Source organism: Aureispira anguillae (assembly GCF_026000115.1).
In the GTDB taxonomy this organism is placed as follows: Bacteria; Bacteroidota; Bacteroidia; order Chitinophagales; family Saprospiraceae; genus Aureispira; species Aureispira anguillae.
In genome coordinates, this window is sequence record NZ_AP026867.1 from 5,805,001 (window position 1) to 5,825,315 (window position 20,315).

Here is a 20,315-nt window from a genome sequence, read left to right on the forward strand (position 1 = left end):
TTTCTAAAATTATTTTTGTCGTCTTTTTTGCTTTTCATTTACACACTACCTCTCTTTTGAGGTGAAAGCAAAGGTAATATCCCTTTTTGGTTTTCACAAGTTTTTAAAGCTAAAAAAACACACCCTACAACTCCAAAAATCACAAACTACTAAAAACCAACATTTTAAAACTAAAAATAATATTTAATCCTTACATATCGGCGGGTTTAGCTTCTGTATTTTTAAAAACAATAGCATCAGGATACATTTCTATTAATTCATTTAATAATGAAACAGCCTCTAGTTTTGTATAAAAACCACCTGCATAAATACGATAATAAGGCGCTTCATAAAACCAATCAATCTTAGAAGTCAAATTTTGAGCTTTTTTCTTTGCTTCCGCTACTTTTTGTGTGGCAAGGTATTTATCCCTACTTAGAAACAATTGGACACTCCATACCTTTAGTGTTCTATCTTTAGAAAAGTTAAGCGCTTTTCTATGATCTAGCACCTGTCTTATAGCCCCCTCCTCAACAATACGAACAATACCTTCGCTATTTTGTCCCATGCAAAAGCTAGCCAACAATAGAGTACCAATAATCGTTATCATCCATTTCATAATAATAAGATCTACTTTATGAGTTGAGGACCTAAAGAAGTTCCTAATTTAGAAACTCCTGCCTCTATTAGTTTCACTGCAAAAGTTTTCGACCTAACTCCGCCAACAGCAATTAAGTCAATTCCTTTTGTATGTTCTTTTAGAAGGGTTACCATTTCTAGTGTATTATCCTCTCTTTCTAGCTCCATGGTATTTTTTATACCATCAACTTGTATATCACAGCAGATTTCGCAGAGTTTTTTTATTTCTTCACCAGTTAAGAACCTTGTTTCTAAAATAACTTTAATTTTTTTCCCCTTTAAATGAGCAGCAGTTGTAACGCTATCTATGTCATTTCTAACATGAGACCAATTTCCATCTTTTACAGCAGCAATATTTACAACCATTTCTATTTCATCCACCCCTTCGTCTATGGCTCTTTTAGCCTCTTCAACTTTTACAGGTATTGCATGATAGCCCATAGGAAACCCTATAGCTGTAATAACCCTAACGGCTTCCTTTTCTAAAAGAGAGACAGCAGTTCTGACATAAAAAGGTGGTACGCAAACTGCTGAAAACTTATATTCTAAAGCTTCTTGACACAATTTTTTTATATCTATTGTTGTTGTGTCCGATTTCAATAGAGTATTCTCGATATAATTATTTAATTCCATTGATAGGAGAAAAACCTAGGCTAAAACCAATAAGCACAGTATTAACCTTTATTCTTTTTTACTTATTAAAAAATCAAGACAACATACATTAGAATGTTGTCTTTTATTATAATGTTGAGACGAACTCCATTCATTTGTTTTACCAAATTATTAGGTAAAAGTAGTAATATTATTAACTCCTATGGGTATAATTCAAAATGGAATTTTAGTTTTTTTTATTTTGTTCCAACTCAATTCCTATATCCTACCAATAAAGTGATGCTCTATCAGTATTACTTGTCCTCTCCCAAATTCATTAAATACTTTAGTTTGTAGAAGATTTCCGTATTATCCATTATCCCAGTAAAGGATTCCGCTCCAGGTCCATAAGCAAAAATAGGAACCATGGTTGCAGTGTGATAATCTGAAGTAAATTTTCCATCAACCTTTCCTTCTTTTTTACTTCCCCCTGTAATGCTATATCCTCCTGTTTCGTGATCAGCAGTAACCAGCACCAAAGTATTGCCATCTTTTTGGGCAAAAGATAAAACTTTTTGAATCGTTTGATCAAAATCTAATATTTCTTCAATGATATAATCCGACTTATTTTCATGTCCTCCCCAATCAATCTGAGCTCCCTCTATCATCAGAAAAAAATTAGACTGAGCAGATAAGTTTAATACATCAACCGCCTTTTCAGCAGCTAAAGGCAAAAACGCCCCCCGTTCTTCCAGTCTAGGGGGCAACTTTGGAGAAATTAGGCAAATCATTCGTTCTGGTCGATAGTCTCCGACTTGTTGGATATTGTCCGTTACAAAATACCCTTTAGTTTGAGCTTCCAATATTAAATCTCGACCATCTAATCCATCCTTAAAATAATTCCATCCTCCCCCCATTAAAACCTCTATATCTTTGGTCATAAATTCAGCAGCCAACTTTCGATTCACACGACTTCGGGTTGGTTGATGCCCATAAAAGCAGGCAGGAGTAGCATGCGTAACAGTTGCCGTGGTTACAATTCCTGTACGCCAATCATGCTCTTCTGCATGTTCTAATATTGTTTTCAATTTTTTTTGATGTACATCCATTGAAATAGCACCATTATACGTTTTTGTTCCAGTAGCCATTGCTGTTGCTCCAGCAGCACTATCTGTTATCAATTTAGTGGAGTAAGTCTTCACCAAACCAATATGACGAAACTGCTCTAGTGCTAAGGCCTCCTTCTTGGCAATTCCACCAGCTGTTATATGTGTTAATCCCATTCCATCCCCAATCAAAAAAATAACATTTTTAGGGCGTTCATTAGACACAAATGTATTTACTTCTTTTTCTTCAATTTTTGTCATCTTAGCTTTTTCTTTATCCTTTTTAGGAGCGCTAGAATTGGTACAGCTAAAACTAAGCAACAAGCAAATTATGGTTATTAATTTATTCATTTAGTATATTCCAATTTGTAATAGACTTCATTACATTTTTTCCCTATTTATTTTGTTTTTCTAACAATGCCTTTGTGATAAAAGGTTCTCTCAAAGATAGAAAAACACTAAAGATTGCTAACAAGCATAAACTAACGTTTAGTAACTGGTAGAAATAAGTTGATTATTGGTTATAGAAAATAATAAAAGTCATCCTAGAATAAAATCACTAGGATGACTTTCAACCTCAAAAAATCTAATTATACGCTAAAAAATTAGCCCATTTTTTATGTTCTATAAATAACGTTGTGCTAAGTTAGACGTCTAAATAACGCATTAATCCTTCATAACGATCATTAAGCGTATCAATAAACTCAGATTCATAAAAAGAAGATTTCACATCGTATCCAAACCGTTCTAGGGTAGCAACAATATGTTTAAGATCCTCTTTATTTAACTTTAATGTCAACTCCAATGTATTCGTACCATAAGGAGAAGAAATAAAACTGCTTAAGATGGTTGCATTTTCTAGTTCAATGAGCCTAGATATTTCTGACAATGAATAATCTCTAGGTGCCATTTCTAAGACAAGCACCCCTCCTGGATGCGTGATAGAACCTGTGTCTGCTAATTTTCGAATTAGGTCTTCTATCGTAATTAACCCCATATAGTCACCTTCATTATTAAGAACAGGTATAACGGTCAAATTAAAATTGACGACCAGTTTCATAATATCGTAGAGATGTTTTTGAGCAGGAACAAATTTGGGCAATAAAACAGGTTGGCTTTTTTTAATTGTTGTCTCCGCATCTACAAAATTAAGCACTTCGTCTTCTGACAAAATCCCCAATAATTTGCCGTCTTCAACAACTGGTAAATGCCTTACATGAAAATCATTCATCCATAACAATGCCTTTACTCCTGTATCATTGAGTTTAAGCGGAGGTACAGAATATGATATTAGTGTTGATGCATACATATTATCTTTGTTACTGTCTGTTAAAAATTTTATTCATAAGGGAACAATAAAAAAACGTTTTATTCTTCCTTAATAATGAAGTGTGCATTATATGTTACCTTATAAAAACAAAAAAATAACCTTTTTTGCGTCTATAAGTGCTTATTTTAAGTTTATTTTAAGATTCTGGACTATTTTTATGTGTTTGAATCTGTCATTTTTTTGATCATCACCGCCCCCTTTTTTACAAGAAAAAAGCATAGGCAACTGAACAACAACAGGCTTCAAGGCTGGGCAATTTATTTTACACAAGTACTCAGCCAATTTTCCAAAATAGCTAAGCCTTCAATGGTCAGAATAGATTCAGGGTGAAACTGTAGCCCCTTTATGGAGTAGTTTTGATGTTGAATCGCCATAATTTCATGATGTTCTGTCCAAGCTATAGGCTCTAAACAAGTTGGCAAGTCTTTTAATAATAGAGAGTGGTAGCGCATTACCTGTGTTGGATTTTGAATGTTTTTAAAAAGCGCTTCCCCGTTATGCTTTATTTTTGAAGTTTTGCCATGCATTGGTATAGATGCATGTACAAGTTTTGCACCAAAGTATTCTCCAATAGCTTGCATTCCCAAACAAATCCCTAAAATGGGCACCTTAGTGTAAAAATGGGCGATTACGTCCATTAATATTCCTGCATTGGCTGGGCGTTGGGGACCAGGAGAAAGGACAATTCCCCCAAAATGAAACTGCTCTAGTTCCATAATGGATATTTTGTCATTCCGTATAACGGTACATTTTGCGCCTAATTGGCAGAAATAGTCGTATAGATTATAAGTAAAAGAATCATAGTTGTCTAAGATCAACAAATGCATATCATCCTTCATATTCAACTTCTTCTTCAGGTTCATCATCTGATTCTTCAGTGTTAGATATAGTATCTTTCGTTGGGCTAATCGTTGGTTGGTTAATAGAATCGTTAGCAAATTCTAAAGAATCTCTTGGTTGTAAGTCTGGCTCTGGTGTTTCATATTCCTCTACTGGTTGCACAACGTTTTTATGTTCTTCTTCAGAATAAACATTAATTGGCTTATCCTTGGGTACCTTTTGCTCATTCAACCGCTCTAAGGCAATACTCATATAATCTAAAAATTCTTTAATGAATGGAGCAATTCCCTTCATCACCTGGGTTCCTCTTTGAGGGATAACTTCAATATATTTGTAAAAGAAAGAGGTTGTGCTTTTGGCTGCTAAATAATCATCCATACATTGGAATTTGATTGTATTATTAACCGACTCAACCAAAAAGGTGCTATCACAAAAGCAACGCATCTGATCTTCAATCATTAAGTATAATTGTCCACCTGATTTGACTCTCACCGTATCCTCTGGTAAGATATCCCATTGTTGCTTCGTTGTTCCAACATAACCACGGTAGGTATTTGTTTCTATATGCTTAAAACCAAAGCTTAAGCTTGCAGCGCCCTCATCCTCCTTTTTTTCCTTTCTACCTTTAAATTTATAGGGGTTATGATCATCATCAATTTTCATATAAATGGTATCTGGAAGCCCTGTTCTTTTGGCAGGTGCCACCAAACGAATATCTCGATCCGTTTGCACCGCTGTTATTTCATCATTAAAAATTAATTTGACTACGCCTGCTTGACCAAAGAAAATAACCAATACACTATATAGTAGAGTAAAAATAATCCCCATTACTAATCCCCCCACTACTTGGCTAATTATATCAAAGCGTTTATTGTCGACTGTTTCTTCAATCAGCTTTGTCAAGATTCTAGCCAACATCAAAACGATTAAGAGGGTAATAAAAAAAGCAATAAAAGGCAAAAATACGGTATCAATATTAAAGGTATCAATAATAATATTGGTTGTCATAGGTGTAAAAGCCATTGCTGTTAACACAGCGAAGGCAAGCGAAAGTACCATCAAGGCAACTTTCATCAACCCAAAGCTAAACCCAAAATAAAAACCAAAGGCCGCCATTATTATAAATAAGATATCTACTGCATTGATATAGCTCATTCTGAACGTTATATTTTGCCAAAAAACAAAACATGGGTCAACTCAAACTCTGGTAAATTCGAGATAACCCACGTCTTATGTATTATTCTTAATTATTTTATGACAATAAACCCTTTACCAGCATGGAAATTGTTTTGCCATCTGCTTTTCCTGCAAATTGTTTGTTGGCCATTCCCATTACTTTCCCCATATCCTTCATAGAACTAGCTCCTACTTGTTCTACAATCGCTTTAATGGCAACTGCTAATTCTTCCTCGCTCATTTGTTGAGGCAAAAATTCTTTAATGATGTCCATTTCCTCTTTCTCTGGTCCTGCCAAATCATCTCGATTTTGTTTTGAATATATTTCATAAGAATCCTGACGTTCTTTGACCATTTTTTGCAAGAGTTTGATCTCTTGATCCTCTGTAATTTCTTCTCCTGAGCCACTTGTTTTTAATAATAACAACTGTGCTTTAACGGCACGCAAGGTACGTTTTCTAGCTTCATCCTTCTGCTTCATGGCATCTTTGATGCCCGCATTGATACGGTCAGTCAAACTCATAACACTACTTTTGTTTTAATTTTATAGTTTGTAACTAAAAGCTTAATTTAGCGGATTTGCCAGAAAATCAAGCCATTTCACCAACTATATTGATTTTTAATTATTTAATGTGTAAAAATAACAAATTCTATTACAGAATGCATTTTGACCCAAAAAAGTTCTTAAATAATCACTAAAATCTATTTTATCTTCAACTCTAGCCACAAAAATTTGTATTTTTAGCTATTAACTAGGTACAGGGCAAAAAGAAATAGCATTAAATAAAGTAAGGTTTTAGATCTTTTTGCGCTTAGATTAAACGGTACTTCAAAATTATTCCGACTAAATATATACTGTGTTAAATTTGTTCTTTGGTTGATCCTATTTGGCACATTTTAAGTAAATAAGTAACTGGAGTATTAAATTTTTCAAGATACAGTTATAATGTATTGAACGCATTTAGAAAATAAAACAATTTTTTGAATGAGGTCAATCACAGTTATTTATTTTTTCATACAACTGACAGACAATGAAACAACTTCTTACAGGACTAATCTTATTGGCTAGCCTACAATTTGTTTTTGCCTCCGAAGGCATTCATTTTTTCAAGGGCAGTTTCAAAGAAGCTCAAGCATTAGCCGCAAAAGAACATAAACTTATTTTTATGGATGCCTACACTTCTTGGTGTGGCCCTTGTAAACGTATGGCTAGAGATGTATTTTCGGCTGCCGAAGTTGGCAAGTTTTTTAATAAGCATTTTATCAATATCAAAGTAGATATGGAAAAAGGGGAAGGGCCTCGATTGGCTGGCAAATATAGAGTTAGTTCTTATCCTACTTTATTATTTTTAGACGAAAAAGGGGAAGTAGTCCATGCTGCAAAAGGCGGTAGACCTGCTGATCAATTCTTAGGTTTAGGAAAAGTCGCATTGAGCAAAAATGACAAATCTGGCGAATATGCCAAGCAGTATGAAGAAGGAAATCGTGAGCCTGCCTTTTTAAGAGCCTATGCTTATGCCCTTTTAAATAGTGCCAAACCTAATTTAAAAATAGCAAATGAATACCTAAAAACTCAAAAGGAATTGACCAACGATGAGAATTTAGAGTTTTTATTTGATTTTGCCAATGAGGCTGATTCTAAGATTTTTGAATTAGCCATCTTACATAAAACATCAATTGTTGCGCTCAAATCAGAAGCTGATTTTCAAGAAAAAATAAAAGCAGCTTGTGATGCAACGATCGATAAGGCAATTGAGTTTAACGTCGCTAGTTTAGTAAATGAAGCTAAAACAAAAATGAAAGCCGCCAACCCTAAATTTGCAAAAGAGTATAGTATGTTGGCCGATATTAAATATGCTGCGGGTACAAAGGATATGGAAGCTTATGCTAATTCTACAGATAAGTTTCTAAAAAAATATGCCAAACGAGATGCCAAAACCTTACATCAATATGCTCATACTTTTTTAATTAAAACCAATGAAACTAAATTATTAGAAAAAGCAGAAAAATGGGCAAAGCAAGCTACTAACATTGATTTCAACCCTAAATATTTGCGTACTCATAGCGATCTTTTGCGCAAATTAGGGCGAGTAGAGGAAGCGGAGGAAGTTATGAAAAAAGCAAATGAGTTGAGTGGTGAAAAATCTAGTTTTATAAAATCCTAAGCTTATTTGGAAATTTGGAGATGAAACAATGTAAATCATCTCCAAATTTCTAAATCGTATTTACCAATCCCTCATTTTCTCACTGATATTCCATCTTAAGCCCAGACCTAACAAAAGGCTATTGTTGTCCAAATCATCAACACTAGCATCTTCCCTTCTGTACATCAACTGGAAATCTGCAAATAAATTATGTCTTATTTGATAAGACCAATGCAGTTGAACAATTAATAAATTGGTACGAATTCCCTGCCCAACTTGATTGTTTAATTCTTGCATTCTCGAATTGTATCCAATACTAGGATTAGTTCCCCAGTTCGATCCTGAGGAATCTTGCCCATAGATAGAATAGTTAATTTGCCCTCGAATGTTCATCCTTGGTAAGGGTTGATAATTCACAATCCCAATCCATTCAAAAAAGTTGGCTCCCAATGGATGTGCCAAGGGCTGATTATAATGGGTATAATTGGCAGAACTATCTCTAAAACTATAAGTATAGGGTCTTGACATGTTAAATTCGACCTGCATGTCTAAGTGATCTACCCCAAACGCATCTATATATTTTAGCCCTGTTTGAAGCGCAAACTTATTGCCCCACCAACCTCCACCTAACCGAATTAAATCCCCAACCGATAATTCATCCAGCAAAAACTGCCCATAAAAAGAAAAATGTTTTAGAAAATTCCATTTCCAATTCAAACCAATCACTACATTATCAGGGCTACCTACTGCCTGTTCTACTGCACGATAAAAAATAATTGGATTCAAATATTGTAGTTCAAATCTCCCCCCTCGACTAAAAATAACGCCTTCAAACAAACCAATATTTAAGTTTTTAAGAATATTAATACTCAAATGATGAGCAGCCATATACTTTTTAGGCAATGCTAAATCAAATGCTCGATGTGCTTGCCCATAATTTTGTGTCAATTCTGCAAAGATATTTTGATAATGGATTTTCCAAACTCTTGTGTTTAGTTTGAGGTAAAAATAATTGGTAGAATAGTCTGATAAAAATAAAGAACGATGCCCATCTCCAATGAAATTTTGACCATGCCCAAACTGAATCCCAATATGATTTTTTAGTAAATCAATTGCTACATAGCCCTGTGCAACCAAATAATCAACTCCTGAGGTATCCTTTCCTGGGCTTAAATTACTGTCATACTGCTTAAAAAAACCTGCCCCTGGCACCGCAAAATCCCTATTGGTTCGATTTTCTACATAGTGAGGGAGTGCAGCCTGTGTTTCAATCACATCAGTATAAAAATAGACTCTATTCAAGATGTTTCCCCGTATAGCAGCTCCTCTTCTATTCAAAAACAGTAAGCGACTAGTGCCGTTAAATTGTTCAAATGTTCCCTTAAAGTGCAAGATGGGATTTACATTCGCATAAAAATGCTTGGTTCGAACTTCTAATAAATGAGCAGGCGTCTTGTAAAAGTGCTTCAAAAAAGATTTGTCGCCCTTTGGGTATAAAAACTTAAAAAAAGGCTTTTTGCTTTGAATGGTAGAATCATCGTCATTATAATCAATATGAACATAGTCATAATCACTTTGGGAGCGTTTATTTTTGTTCCAATAATTGGAGTCAACAACTTTATCCTGATAGATTCGAATATCTTTACGCATTAATGGTTTTAATACACTATGAATACCACCAAAATTCCCTGTTCGAATTTCTGTACGATCATGAAGGTAATGATTAACATCATTGAGTGGTGCGGTAAGCGAGCTTTGAGCATTGACAACCTGTCCTAAAAAAAATAGCCAACCCCATAAGATACAATTTTTCATAATTATATTTTTAATGCTTTTTGATGATTGATTTTAAGCGCATTGAAGAATGAGTACCGCCTACTAAACCAAGCGTTTTACCTTTGTATCCTTTCCTAATTCTCCTTTTTGATTCAAATCATACAATAAGTTCAACCCACAAGATTTGCCCACTTCAATACTCCCTAAATCATCTTCAAAGCCAAGCGCTCTGGCACCATTAAGAGTTGCCCACTTTAACAAGGTCTGAAAAGGTACATAAGACTGATATTTAGCAATCGTTTTTAGTTCCTCTAAAATAGATAATTGCCAATTTGACGTTAAACTATCCGTACCTATTGTCATTTGTGCATCGTTGTCTATAAAGGCTTGATAGTTTGGTAAATTATTCTCAATATACAAATTAGCATTCGGACAGGTAGCCCAATAAACTTCTTTACCCCAAGCATGAGCGGCTTGAATATCGGCTGCTGTGCTCAATGTATTATGAACAAACAAGGTTCTATGATTGGGGTCCATATATTTTAGCGCATAATTAATGGATGGCTGTTGGCTCGCCTCAAAGCCATCTAAAGCAATACCAAAACCTCCATAAAAGTCTACAAAACCTCCCTTTTTCTCTAAAAACAATTGATTCTCTGGTGGGGTTTCTTGATTATGGATGCTAACTGTCCTTTTTTCTCCAGCATTAACAGCATTAATCAACTTGAACAGCTCAGGCGAAACAGAATATGGAGCATGAGGGACACAGCTTTTTTGATGAGCAGTTGGCAAGACTAATTGATCATAGACTGCTTTATACTTATCAAACTCTACTTGAGCATTGCTTGATTGCAAAAAATCAAAAAATTCTGTAAAGGTATAATAACGCAATTTGCTAACTGCTTTTTGAGAAAAAGTGTCTATTACATTTGAAATATCTCCAACTGCCACTATCCCATTTTCATACATTTCTAAATCAGCTTGAGCAATTGCTTCTTGAATGGTTGCTTCACTTGCTCCTCTTTGTTGTACTACATTCGTAATAAAAGGAATCAGCCCTGTTCCAGTATTAACTTTCCCCTTCATATGCGAAAGTTCTAAATGGCAATGAGTATTCACAAAACCAGGAATAATAACCCCTTTATGGATTTCTAATTCCGATATATCATAGTTTGAACGAATATCTAATTGTTGTATTTGCCCTGCTTCATTAATAATTACAACACCTTCTGGAATAGGGTCTTGATTAATAGGATAAACCCAATCTGCTGTTATTTTTCGCATGTTTCATTTTTTTATACTCCGCTAATTAGTTCCCAGCCCTATTGGTGGGCATCCCAGTTGGTACACAGTACCAAGCTGTTCGTGCACTACGTTTATGCACCAAGCTGCTCGTTGGTTAGCTACCTGTTTTTGCTAGTCCCTTATCGCTTTGGCTACAAGCCTACGCAGGTGAGTCAGCAAGCTGGGTTCATGTGGTTTCTAGCGGAGTAATGATTTTTTCTTAAATTCATAATTGAACAAAGTTATAATTTTTCAAAAAAATAAGGCTTACATCCTAAGATATAAGCCTTATTTTTAATAAAAAAACTCGCATGTATTATTCCGCTTTGCTATATAAGCTTTGCGGGTTTCTAATACATGCGAGCCTTAAATTTATTATATTCTTCTTTGTAGCTTTTCTAGTGAAAGATTGGGACTCGCACGTATTCCCATTCATGCGAGCCCTAAATCACCCCAATTAAAACCCAAATTTATTATGTTCTTCTTTGTAGCTTTTCTAGTGAAAGATTGGGACTCGCACGTATTCCCATTCATGCGAGCCCTAAATCACCCCAATTAAAACCCAAATTTATTATGTTCTTCTTTGTAGCTTTTCTGGTCAAAGATTGGGACTCGCATGTATTCCCATTCATGCGAGCCCTAAATCACCCCAATTAAAACCCAAATTTATTATGTTCTTCTTTGTAGCTTTTCTAGTGAAAGATTGGGACTCGCACGTATTCCCATTCATGCGAGCCCTAAATCACCCCAATTAAAACCCAAATTTATTATGTTCTTCTTTGTAGCTTTTCTGGTCAAAGATTGGGACTCGCATGTATTCCCATTCATGCGAGCCCTAAATCACCCCAATTAAAACCCAAATTTATTATCTTTTTCTTTGTGGCTTTTCTAGTGAAAGATTGGGACTCGCATGTATTCCCATTCATGCGAGCCCTAAATCACCCCAATTAAAACCCAAATTTATTATCTTTTTCTTTGCGGCTTTTCTGGTCAAAGATTGGGACTCGCATGTATTCCCATTCATGCGAGCCCTAAATCACCCCAATTAAAACCCAAATTTATTATCTTTTTCTTTGTAGCTTTTCTGGCGAAAGATTCGGACTCGCACGTATTCCCATTCATGCGAGCCCTAAATCACCCCAATTAAAACCCAAATTTATTATCTTTTTGTCTTGATCACTTTTTGATACATTTACTCTTATGCCAAAGCAATGCCAAAACAAAAAACAAACTGAAATACAGTCAAATACACATATAAATAAAACACTATTATTTTATTTTTGAATCAACTGCATTTCATTTTGAAACTTTTCTCATTTTCCTCTTGAAAAGAAATAAAGTAACCTCTAGAACAAGAAGTTATATTTGATCAACAAAGATTGGAAAAAGGATACTCTGCGTCCTTCACTTTCGTATCCGTTAACTCCTGTATCAATATCTCCATCTGCATCCACTTGAACCATTACATCATAGTCCCAAAACAAATTGGTCATCAATGAAATAGACAAACCTTTAAATAAAAATAAATCTACGTTTGTGATCCACTCTACATCAATATGTTGTGGCAACCTTAGGTAATTGCTATATAGGTTCAAATTAGTACTCAATACTAAACGATGTTTTTCTTTATCGCCTTCTGTATATTTAAATAACTTGTGGGCATATCCAGCTTTTAAAGTTGCACCAAACTGAATATAATTGCGAGCATAATACCCCGCACCATTTGCAAAAGCACCATCTGGTGCAACTCTCCACTCTTCTCTAAAAGCAGCTTCTGAAACACCCGAAGTATCGAAACTATAAGGATTTCCGTGTAAGCCCATTCTAGCAATATCATCATCTCCTACAATAATCATTTTCAAAGAAGCAGGTGACAACAAAGCACTAAAGGTTCCAAACTTTGTACTTTTTTTGTAAGCGATACCAGGAGAAATTGTGATGGTTGCAGGAGAGAAAAATTGAGCGATTGGTGACAAATTTGATCCTTTAGGCGCAGAAAGCAAGTTTCCGTCATAAGTAGGCGTTACCTGACTCAGAAACAATAAATCCAAAGAATAACCGAAGGGGCTTGTTTCTGTAATACCATAAGCAAAATTGGAAGCAATACGTAGTTCATCTACAGATTTTTGAAATGGAATATCTCTTCGGAAACTTCCCAAACGCTGAACACCAAATGTCAAGCCTGCAAAATTATCCCAAGTAACTCGCTCTTTTTTATATTTAGCAAAAAAGCTAATATTTCCTCCTATTCCGATCTTGTCTTCCCCTGCACCAAACTTAGGATTAACAAAAAACATTTGTGCAAAATCAAGACCAATAGCCCCTCCTACTTTCCATTTTTTTTCATCTTCTTCTTGAGCAGATAGAGTCGCTTGACAAGCAAATAAAGTGGCAATTACTAGTAATAAATATTTTTTCATGATTACTAAACTTTTGTGATTAATTAAGATTGGTTATCTGTTTATTATACTTAAGTGCATAGTTTCTTTTGACAATAAAGATTGTCAAAAAAAATCATCAGACTTATATATTTTTTTAATAGATAAACATTGCTTTGCTAAAAAGCCTTAAGGTTGATGCAATGTAGAAGTTTCCTCCCTATTCTCAATTGTTTTAATAAAAAAATTAAGGGTCATCATTCATTGGATAGGAGAAAAATTACTTCTTATTAGGAATTGCTAATATCTATTTTTTAGAAAAAAAAGAAGTGCCCTTTTGTGCCAAGCCACTGTGTATTCCTGCCAAATATAAAAGTAGAAAAAGTAGAACAAGGGCTATCTTCCTAGTTTTCATTAAAATGCTGCCCCTAAACCAATCGAAAAATATTCCGCTATAATTTTATGAGATTTCATTGTAACGGTAACAAAGGGTGTTGCAGGGTTTAGATAAGGATCCATAAAATAATACCGTCCAGACAAACGTATTGACATAAACCAAGGCTGCCCCACATTTTGTGTTACATAAAAGCCAAGCTGTGCCAAAATGGCAAAACGCCCAATCATAATTTCGTCTGCCACAAAAAGGGTTATTCGACTCGCTTCCCAATGCAAGTCCTTATCTTGATAACCTCCATTATGTTTAGTAAAAGCATAAGAAGATCCGATATAGTCGTATTCGATCCCTGCCTTTAGGCGATTATTTCTAGTAATAAACAAACCAGCATCAACAGAGCTATGCCAGATTGGATATTTTAAATTACTCCCAGGAGAAAGTTCTCTAAATCCCATCGAAAAAACGGCTGAAAATTGAACTCTTTTGCTCCGTTGAGGGCGTTCTGATGGAGCTACTTTTATATAATCTTCTTCTTCAACAGGGTTTGGCATATAACAAATCCCCAATTGAAAGCTAGGGATATTGATACCCAAGTTGGGCAGCGTTGAAGCAGCATTCGAATAATGGTTAAAAGTAGCAGAAGGTCGAAGTTCTATATTCTTGTGTATACGCCAAGCCATTCCTAAGCGCAGGGACGTATTATTATTTAGATAAGAACCGACCATATTATTAAGTGGGTTCGTTTGTCGATCAAAAGGTTTTGTAATCAAGCCCAAACCTACTCCCAATCGCCCAAATAATCTTATTTTTTTATGCCTAAAAAAATCAACTGTAACATTGGGCAAGATAGCAATACAATGCCCCATCTGTTCGGCATTACCAGAATACTGATAGGCTACAGCAAGCCCCCATCTAGGAAAACCACAGCGCTCATGCCAATGCTTTTTTCCATAGGTCTTAATTTCAAAATTAAGTTCTGTTCCATAACTAAAGTCTGGTAAATCAATCGTAATGGTAGATCGATGTTTAAATGCCTTCCCAAAGTGAAAACTCCCCTCTATATACATTCCTTTGGAGCTTTTTTGAGCCAATAAACCATAAGCTGACATCAACAGCAATCCTATCCATAATAATCGCATAAATTCCTCTGTTTTTATAAATTTTTATACCTGCTTGTTTTTTTCATAGGGAGACAAGCAGGTATAAAAGATACATTTACCAAAATCTAGTTTTGTATGGATAACGCTTTATATAGAGATCGTTTACTAAGGTTTTTAGTTTTTCTCTCAATTCCTGTACGCCATCTTTGTGCAAAGCAGCAATAAAGCACGCATTTCCCTGCGTTTCTATTTCCCAACTTGTTTTCATTTCCTGGATTAGCCCCTCTCGTTCTTCATCCAATAAAAGATCATCCAAATTCTGCTCTAAATACAAATCCATTTTATTAAACACATACAACATAGGAATATTTTCTGCCCCTAACCCTTTTAGCGTTTTGTTGACCACTGCAATATGATCTTTGTACTGTGGATGAGAAATATCGACGACTTGTATCAATAAATCACTTTCTCTAACTTCATCTAATGTTGATTTAAAACTTTCAACCAAATGATGTGGTAATTTCCGAATGAAACCAACAGTATCTGATAATAGAAAAGGCATTCTATCTACCACCACCTTACGAACAGTAGTATCTAAAGTAGCAAATAGTTTATTCTCTGCTAAAACCTCTGCTTTTCCCAATACATTCATCAAAGTAGATTTGCCAACATTGGTATAGCCAACCAAAGCAACACGAATCATTTCTCCACGATTTTTTCGTTGTGTTCTAGCTTGCAAATCAATTTTTTCCAAGCGCTTTTTTAGCAAAGATACTTTATCACGTACAATACGTCTATCTGTTTCAATTTCTTTTTCACCAGGACCACGCATTCCTATTCCCCCTTTTTGTCGTTCCAAGTGATCCCACATACCTCTTAATCTAGGCAATAGATATTGCATTTGAGCCAGCTCTACCTGAACTTTTGCTTGAGCAGTTTGAGCCCTTGCAGCAAAGATGTCCAAAATCAGCGTACTGCGATCCAAGATCTTGCGCTCCATTCTTTCCTCTAAAATCCCGACTTGTTTTGCGGTTAAATCATCGTCAAAAATGATTAATTCAATATCATTTTCTTGAACATAGGCACGAATTTCTTCGGCTTTTCCTTTACCTACGAAGGTTCGGTTATCAGGATGCCTGAGTTTTTGCATAAATCGTTTTTTGACCACAGCACCTGCTGTAACAGCCAAAAACTCTAGTTCATCCAAGTACTCTACTGCTTGTTCTACTGTTTGTTCACTTGAAATCAAGCCTACAATAACAGCTTTTTCTATATTTTTAACTAAGGCGCGTTTTTTTTCGCCTAAATTCCATTCATTTGCCATAATATAATCTGATTGTACTATACAGAACCTCTAAAATAACCTATAAAAGTTTAAATTAGGGTATAATGCATAAATATATGAGTGAATAAGCTATGGTTTTTTGTTTTTTGACAAAAAACTAGGAGACTTTATTAAACACATCTAAATAAATCTATGTTATCTTAACATAATAGATACACATAGTCCTCTATGAATCAAAAGACTATTAATCATTCAATACATTAGTCGATTTATTTATCTAATAAAGTAGTGGAGGGTTTAGATTCTAAATAGGTATATTAAAAATCATCGTATTAACCTTGAGATAGGTTGATTAAGAAGTGAAAAATTAATTCTAGTATTTATTCAAACCATCTACAAGGTATTTAGTTCCCCAAAATCGATTTATTTATCCTAATATTCCCAATTTATGAAAAAGCTATGCCTACTTTTCTTTTTTCTGAGCTACTTCTCCCCCGTTTATGCGCAAGTATCTTTAGATGAAATTAATAAAACAAGGTGTCAACATAACCTCAATGGCATGATTGCCTTTTCAAGCTGGACCGCCACCAATCTTACAGCAGGTACAATTGGAGTTTTAACAACTCAAGGAGAATGGCAACATTTCTTTGAAATGAATATTTATTTCAATCTTATCAACCTAGGAATTGCTGTTCCTGGTCTTATCAGTAGCATAAAAGCCAAACGCACTGGCTTATCTTTTGAAGAATCGGTAAAAGAAGCTCAAAAAGTAAAAACAACTTATTTAGTAAATGGAGTTTTAGATTTTACGTACATTTCTCTTGGTTTTTTGCTGCGAGAAATCGGCAGGAATAATTATCAGAATGTCCATTTGTATAATCGACTAACAGGTTATGGAAACTCCTTTATTGTTCAAGGTGGTTTTCTTTTATTGTACGATTTTATAGCATTTGCACTTCATCATAACAATGGTAAACGTTTAGATGCTCATTGGAAAAAAATTAGTTTTCAACCTTCTGGTGCTTATGGTTTGGGGCTTCGTATACAATATAAGCTTCACGAAACTTCTTTTCCTCCTCTGCCTTATCTATATTAGGTTCACTAACTAACCAATAAATAAATAATATAACCAACTACTGCCATTAATAAAATGGCAGACTGCCACCTATCAATAGTATAAGTTAGCGAACCACCAGTTGTAGGTTTCACTCTTGTGCCAATAAACAAAAAGGCTGTTAAAAGCATTGTTGAAGCCAAAAGAAAACCAATATCAAAATTCGCAGCAGTATTGTATTCTATCAATTTAGGAGAAATTGTAGAGCTTACCCCTAGCACCAAAAGGATATTAAAGATATTAGATCCCACTACATTTCCCATAGCAATATCACTATTTTTTTTGAGGGCAGCTACCACAGAAGTTGCCAATTCAGGCAAAGAAGTCCCTATTGCTATTACAGTCAATCCGATCACTCGTTCTTCCATTCCAAAATACTCTGCAAATTTCACAGAATTGGTTAAGACAAGATCACCGCCAAAAACTAAACCAATCATTCCTGATACAATCAAGAGTAAACTTTTGGGAAGTGGCATAGCTTGTATGACTTCTACTTCTTCGCTATCTCCTACATTCTTAGCACTAGCGTATACATAATATAAGAATCCCAAAAAGAAGAGTAAAAATATCCCCCCATCAATATGTGAAATGTAATCTTTGCCTCCTAAAAATAGGTTATCGTTGGCCAAGAAAAACATCAATAAAATTATAAAGATAGAGAAAGGGAGTTCTTTTCGTACCGTTGCCCTCTGAACGGCCAAAGGGTAGATCAATCCTGCTGTTCCTAAAATCAAACAAGTATTAAAGATATTGGAACCTAAAACATTACCAATAATCATTGCATTTTTGCCTTCCCATGCTGCCCCTATGTTTACCACTAGCTCAGGCGCAGAAGTACCAAATGAGACAATAGTAAGACCAATAATCATATCGGAAATATTAAACTTTTTTGCAACAGCTGATGCTCCATCCACCAAAAAATCTGCTCCTTTGATTAAGATAATAAACCCAAAGATCAATAGTCCAAATGCCAATGCTAATTCCATGATTGTAATTCTAATGATTATGATTCCAAAATAACTGGACAAAGGTAATAGAATTATTTTGAAGATTTATTCTTTGTCCGCAAAAAGCGTCCTAATACAGTTGGTATTATCCCTGCTCTATAAGACAGCCACCCCATTAAAAATTCAAACAACAACAAACCTACTAAAGTTGCATAACCTGCGCCAATTATACCATAAAGAGGAATCCAAAGTAAATGCAACCCAATTGTTAAAATAACACTTAGCAGTAACCCCCATGTTGCTTCTTTTTCAAGATTAACCATCATCAATAAATAATTAACAGGCCCGACAAATACATGCACAAACTTAGCTATACAAAGTATTAACAACACAGGATATCCCGCCCGAAAACTATCCCCAAATAAAGCTAAAAACCACTCTCCTCCAATCACCAAAACCAACAAAATCAACGTAATAATGAAACAAGCTAATCGAGTTGTTTTGGTAAAAAAGAGCTGTAAAGCTTCCATATCTTTAGAAGCATACAAAGTAGAAAACATCGGCGCAGTAACAGTATAAAGTACAGCAAAAGGAATTAATGCCATATCCGACAATTTCAAGGCAGCATTATAATAAGCTATCTCTGCTTGAGGCACTTGATACAAGCCCAGAAATACAATATCGATTCTAGTATTGATGATATATAATAGAGAGGTAATTGCAAAATAACGACAACTTTTCCACCAAAGACCAATTTCATAAGAAGCTACTGCTCCTCTATATTTTTTAGTATATTTTAGGAGTAAATAAACGGCAGCTATCGCTGTAACAACAAAAGAGAGTACACGAGCAAAAATGGCATGTTCATCTGTCAACTGAAAACGCTGTAGACAATAAATTCCTACTAAGAAAAGAAATAAAGAAAGAGGCTGTACAAATTTCTCAGCAAACTGTCCCCAGCCAAAAAAATGCAGTCCTCTAAGTGCCGCTTGATTTACATGCATCAATACAAACAAGGGGATGACCCATACCGCCCAAAAATAATAATCAGCATATTCACTAAGCCCATGTATATTTGTACAATTGGCTATAATTAATAAAACAATAGCACAAAAAACACCAAATCCTCCCCCAAAAGCATTTGCCCAAGATAAAAGCCCTTTAACTTTAGCCAACTCATTCTTTTCCTTATAAATAGGCAACTGTTTTAGTGCCAGATCATCCAAGCCTAACGTAGCCCCTACACTAACAATTGAAACCCAAGTAAACACGGTAGTGTAAATCCCAAAACCTTCATCCCCCGTTACCCGAGCAATAAAAAGTCCCGTAAAAAAGGTTAACAATGCAATAGCCCCCTGCAAGAAAATAGACTTATAGGCGCCGCTCAAAAAATAATGTTTGATTTTAGCATCTAATTCCTCGCCAAGCAATTGATGTAAAATGCCATTGATGTATTTTAGGAAAGTTTGCATGGATAATACCTAATACAGAATTGATTAATCAAGGTTTTATGTACTAAAAAAAGAAAAAGTCACCCCGAAATAATCCGAGATGACTTTTAATATCATGATAGAAGAAACTCTATTCTTCTTCATTTGTATTGTTATCTTCAACCACAGCATCCTCATTATCTTCAACAACTGCTTCAGTAGTAGCTGTCTCAGTAGTAGTAGTTTCAGATTTTTTCTTTCTACTACGACGAGTACGTTTTTTCTTAGTAGTTTTAGTTTCTAGTGCGTTAGTGTTAAAGTCTACCAACTCGATGATACACATATCAGCAGCATCATTTTGGCGGAAACCTGTACGCAAAATACGCACATAACCACCTGGACGATCAGCAATTTTCATTGCGATTTCACCAAACAAAGTTTTTACAGCCTCTTTGTTTTGTAGGTGGCTAAAGATCACACGTCTGTGGTGTGTAGCATCTTTGATCTTTTCTTCACTAGCTGCTTTTTTAGCTCTAGTTAATAAAGGCTCAATATATTTACGCAATGCTTTAGCTTTAGCTACAGTTGTTTTAATACGTTTATGTGCAATCAAAGAAATTGCCATATTTTTCAACAACGCTTTACGATGTCCTTTTTTTCTACTAAGGTGGTTAAATTTTTTACCGTGTCTCATGATTAATAATTAAAGTTACTTCACAGCACATACTACAATCGGTCAACGATGTTTCCGTTACTGTAATTTATTATAATAAGTTGAAACCATATTCGCCAAAGCTATCAA

17 protein-coding genes are annotated in these 20,315 nt (G+C 35.0%); 2 read left to right on the top strand and 15 right to left on the bottom strand.

Features of this window, described 5'->3' with window-relative positions:
• Positions 1-190: 190 nt before the first annotated feature.
• From AsAng_RS22745 to AsAng_RS22775, 7 genes are all read right to left on the bottom strand, one after another.
• Positions 191-598, bottom strand: a complete 408-nt coding sequence (locus AsAng_RS22745) for a hypothetical protein (protein WP_264789396.1) — start codon at positions 596-598, stop codon at positions 191-193.
• Between the two features lie 11 nt (positions 599-609).
• On the bottom strand, positions 610-1,251 hold the full coding sequence (gene deoC, locus AsAng_RS22750; protein WP_264789397.1) for a deoxyribose-phosphate aldolase: 642 nt from the start codon (positions 1,249-1,251) through the stop codon (positions 610-612).
• A 272-nt stretch (positions 1,252-1,523) separates the two neighbouring features.
• Positions 1,524-2,666, bottom strand: coding sequence for an alkaline phosphatase (locus AsAng_RS22755; RefSeq protein ID WP_264789398.1), 1,143 nt, complete (start codon positions 2,664-2,666; stop codon positions 1,524-1,526).
• Positions 2,667-2,961: 295 nt separating this feature from the next.
• Positions 2,962-3,624, bottom strand: coding sequence for a CBS domain-containing protein (locus AsAng_RS22760; RefSeq protein ID WP_264789399.1), 663 nt, complete (start codon positions 3,622-3,624; stop codon positions 2,962-2,964).
• Between the two features lie 278 nt (positions 3,625-3,902).
• Positions 3,903-4,511 (bottom strand): anthranilate synthase component II, encoded by a 609-nt coding sequence (locus AsAng_RS22765; protein ID WP_264789400.1) that lies wholly within the window; start codon positions 4,509-4,511, stop codon positions 3,903-3,905.
• Positions 4,474-5,640 (bottom strand): CvpA family protein, encoded by a 1,167-nt coding sequence (locus AsAng_RS22770; RefSeq protein ID WP_264789401.1) that lies wholly within the window; start codon positions 5,638-5,640, stop codon positions 4,474-4,476. Before AsAng_RS22770 ends, AsAng_RS22765 begins: the two co-directional genes overlap by 38 nt.
• Before the next feature lie 97 nt (positions 5,641-5,737).
• Entirely contained in the window at positions 5,738-6,184 is a 447-nt protein-coding gene (locus AsAng_RS22775) for a GatB/YqeY domain-containing protein (protein ID WP_264789402.1), read from the bottom strand.
• 508 nt (positions 6,185-6,692) lie between these two features.
• Between AsAng_RS22775 and AsAng_RS22780 the strand changes: the two genes are divergently transcribed.
• Positions 6,693-7,826 carry a thioredoxin family protein gene (locus AsAng_RS22780; RefSeq protein ID WP_264789403.1) on the top strand — a complete coding sequence of 378 codons (1,134 nt, stop codon included), beginning with the start codon at positions 6,693-6,695 and terminating at the stop codon, positions 7,824-7,826.
• Positions 7,827-7,886: 60 nt separating this feature from the next.
• Here AsAng_RS22780 and AsAng_RS22785 read toward each other — a convergent pair whose 3' ends face one another.
• The 5 genes from AsAng_RS22785 to hflX form a co-directional block, all read right to left on the bottom strand.
• Positions 7,887-9,620, bottom strand: coding sequence for a hypothetical protein (locus AsAng_RS22785; RefSeq protein ID WP_264789404.1), 1,734 nt, complete (start codon positions 9,618-9,620; stop codon positions 7,887-7,889).
• Between the two features lie 63 nt (positions 9,621-9,683).
• Entirely contained in the window at positions 9,684-10,865 is a 1,182-nt protein-coding gene (locus AsAng_RS22790) for an amidohydrolase family protein (protein ID WP_264789405.1), read from the bottom strand.
• 1,346 nt (positions 10,866-12,211) lie between these two features.
• Complete coding sequence (locus tag AsAng_RS22795) at positions 12,212-13,285, bottom strand: DUF3078 domain-containing protein (protein ID WP_264789406.1); 1,074 nt, start codon at positions 13,283-13,285, stop codon at positions 12,212-12,214.
• 372 nt (positions 13,286-13,657) lie between these two features.
• Complete coding sequence (locus AsAng_RS22800; protein ID WP_264789407.1) at positions 13,658-14,776, bottom strand: acyloxyacyl hydrolase; 1,119 nt, start codon at positions 14,774-14,776, stop codon at positions 13,658-13,660.
• 76 nt (positions 14,777-14,852) lie between these two features.
• Positions 14,853-16,061 (bottom strand): GTPase HflX, encoded by a 1,209-nt coding sequence (hflX, locus tag AsAng_RS22805; protein WP_264789408.1) that lies wholly within the window; start codon positions 16,059-16,061, stop codon positions 14,853-14,855.
• A 409-nt stretch (positions 16,062-16,470) separates the two neighbouring features.
• On the opposite strand from hflX, the gene AsAng_RS22810 reads away from it, so the two are divergent.
• Positions 16,471-17,118 carry a DUF6992 family protein gene (locus AsAng_RS22810; RefSeq protein WP_264789409.1) on the top strand — a complete coding sequence of 216 codons (648 nt, stop codon included), beginning with the start codon at positions 16,471-16,473 and terminating at the stop codon, positions 17,116-17,118.
• 5 nt (positions 17,119-17,123) lie between these two features.
• On the opposite strand, the gene AsAng_RS22815 is transcribed toward AsAng_RS22810, so the two are convergent.
• From AsAng_RS22815 to rplQ, 3 genes are all read right to left on the bottom strand, one after another.
• Positions 17,124-18,122 carry a calcium/sodium antiporter gene (locus AsAng_RS22815; protein ID WP_264789410.1) on the bottom strand — a complete coding sequence of 333 codons (999 nt, stop codon included), beginning with the start codon at positions 18,120-18,122 and terminating at the stop codon, positions 17,124-17,126.
• 53 nt (positions 18,123-18,175) lie between these two features.
• Complete coding sequence (locus AsAng_RS22820; protein ID WP_264789411.1) at positions 18,176-19,555, bottom strand: flippase; 1,380 nt, start codon at positions 19,553-19,555, stop codon at positions 18,176-18,178.
• Positions 19,556-19,664: 109 nt separating this feature from the next.
• Positions 19,665-20,207, bottom strand: coding sequence for a 50S ribosomal protein L17 (gene rplQ, locus AsAng_RS22825; RefSeq protein ID WP_407655306.1), 543 nt, complete (start codon positions 20,205-20,207; stop codon positions 19,665-19,667).
• Between the last annotated feature and the right edge of the window lie 108 nt (positions 20,208-20,315).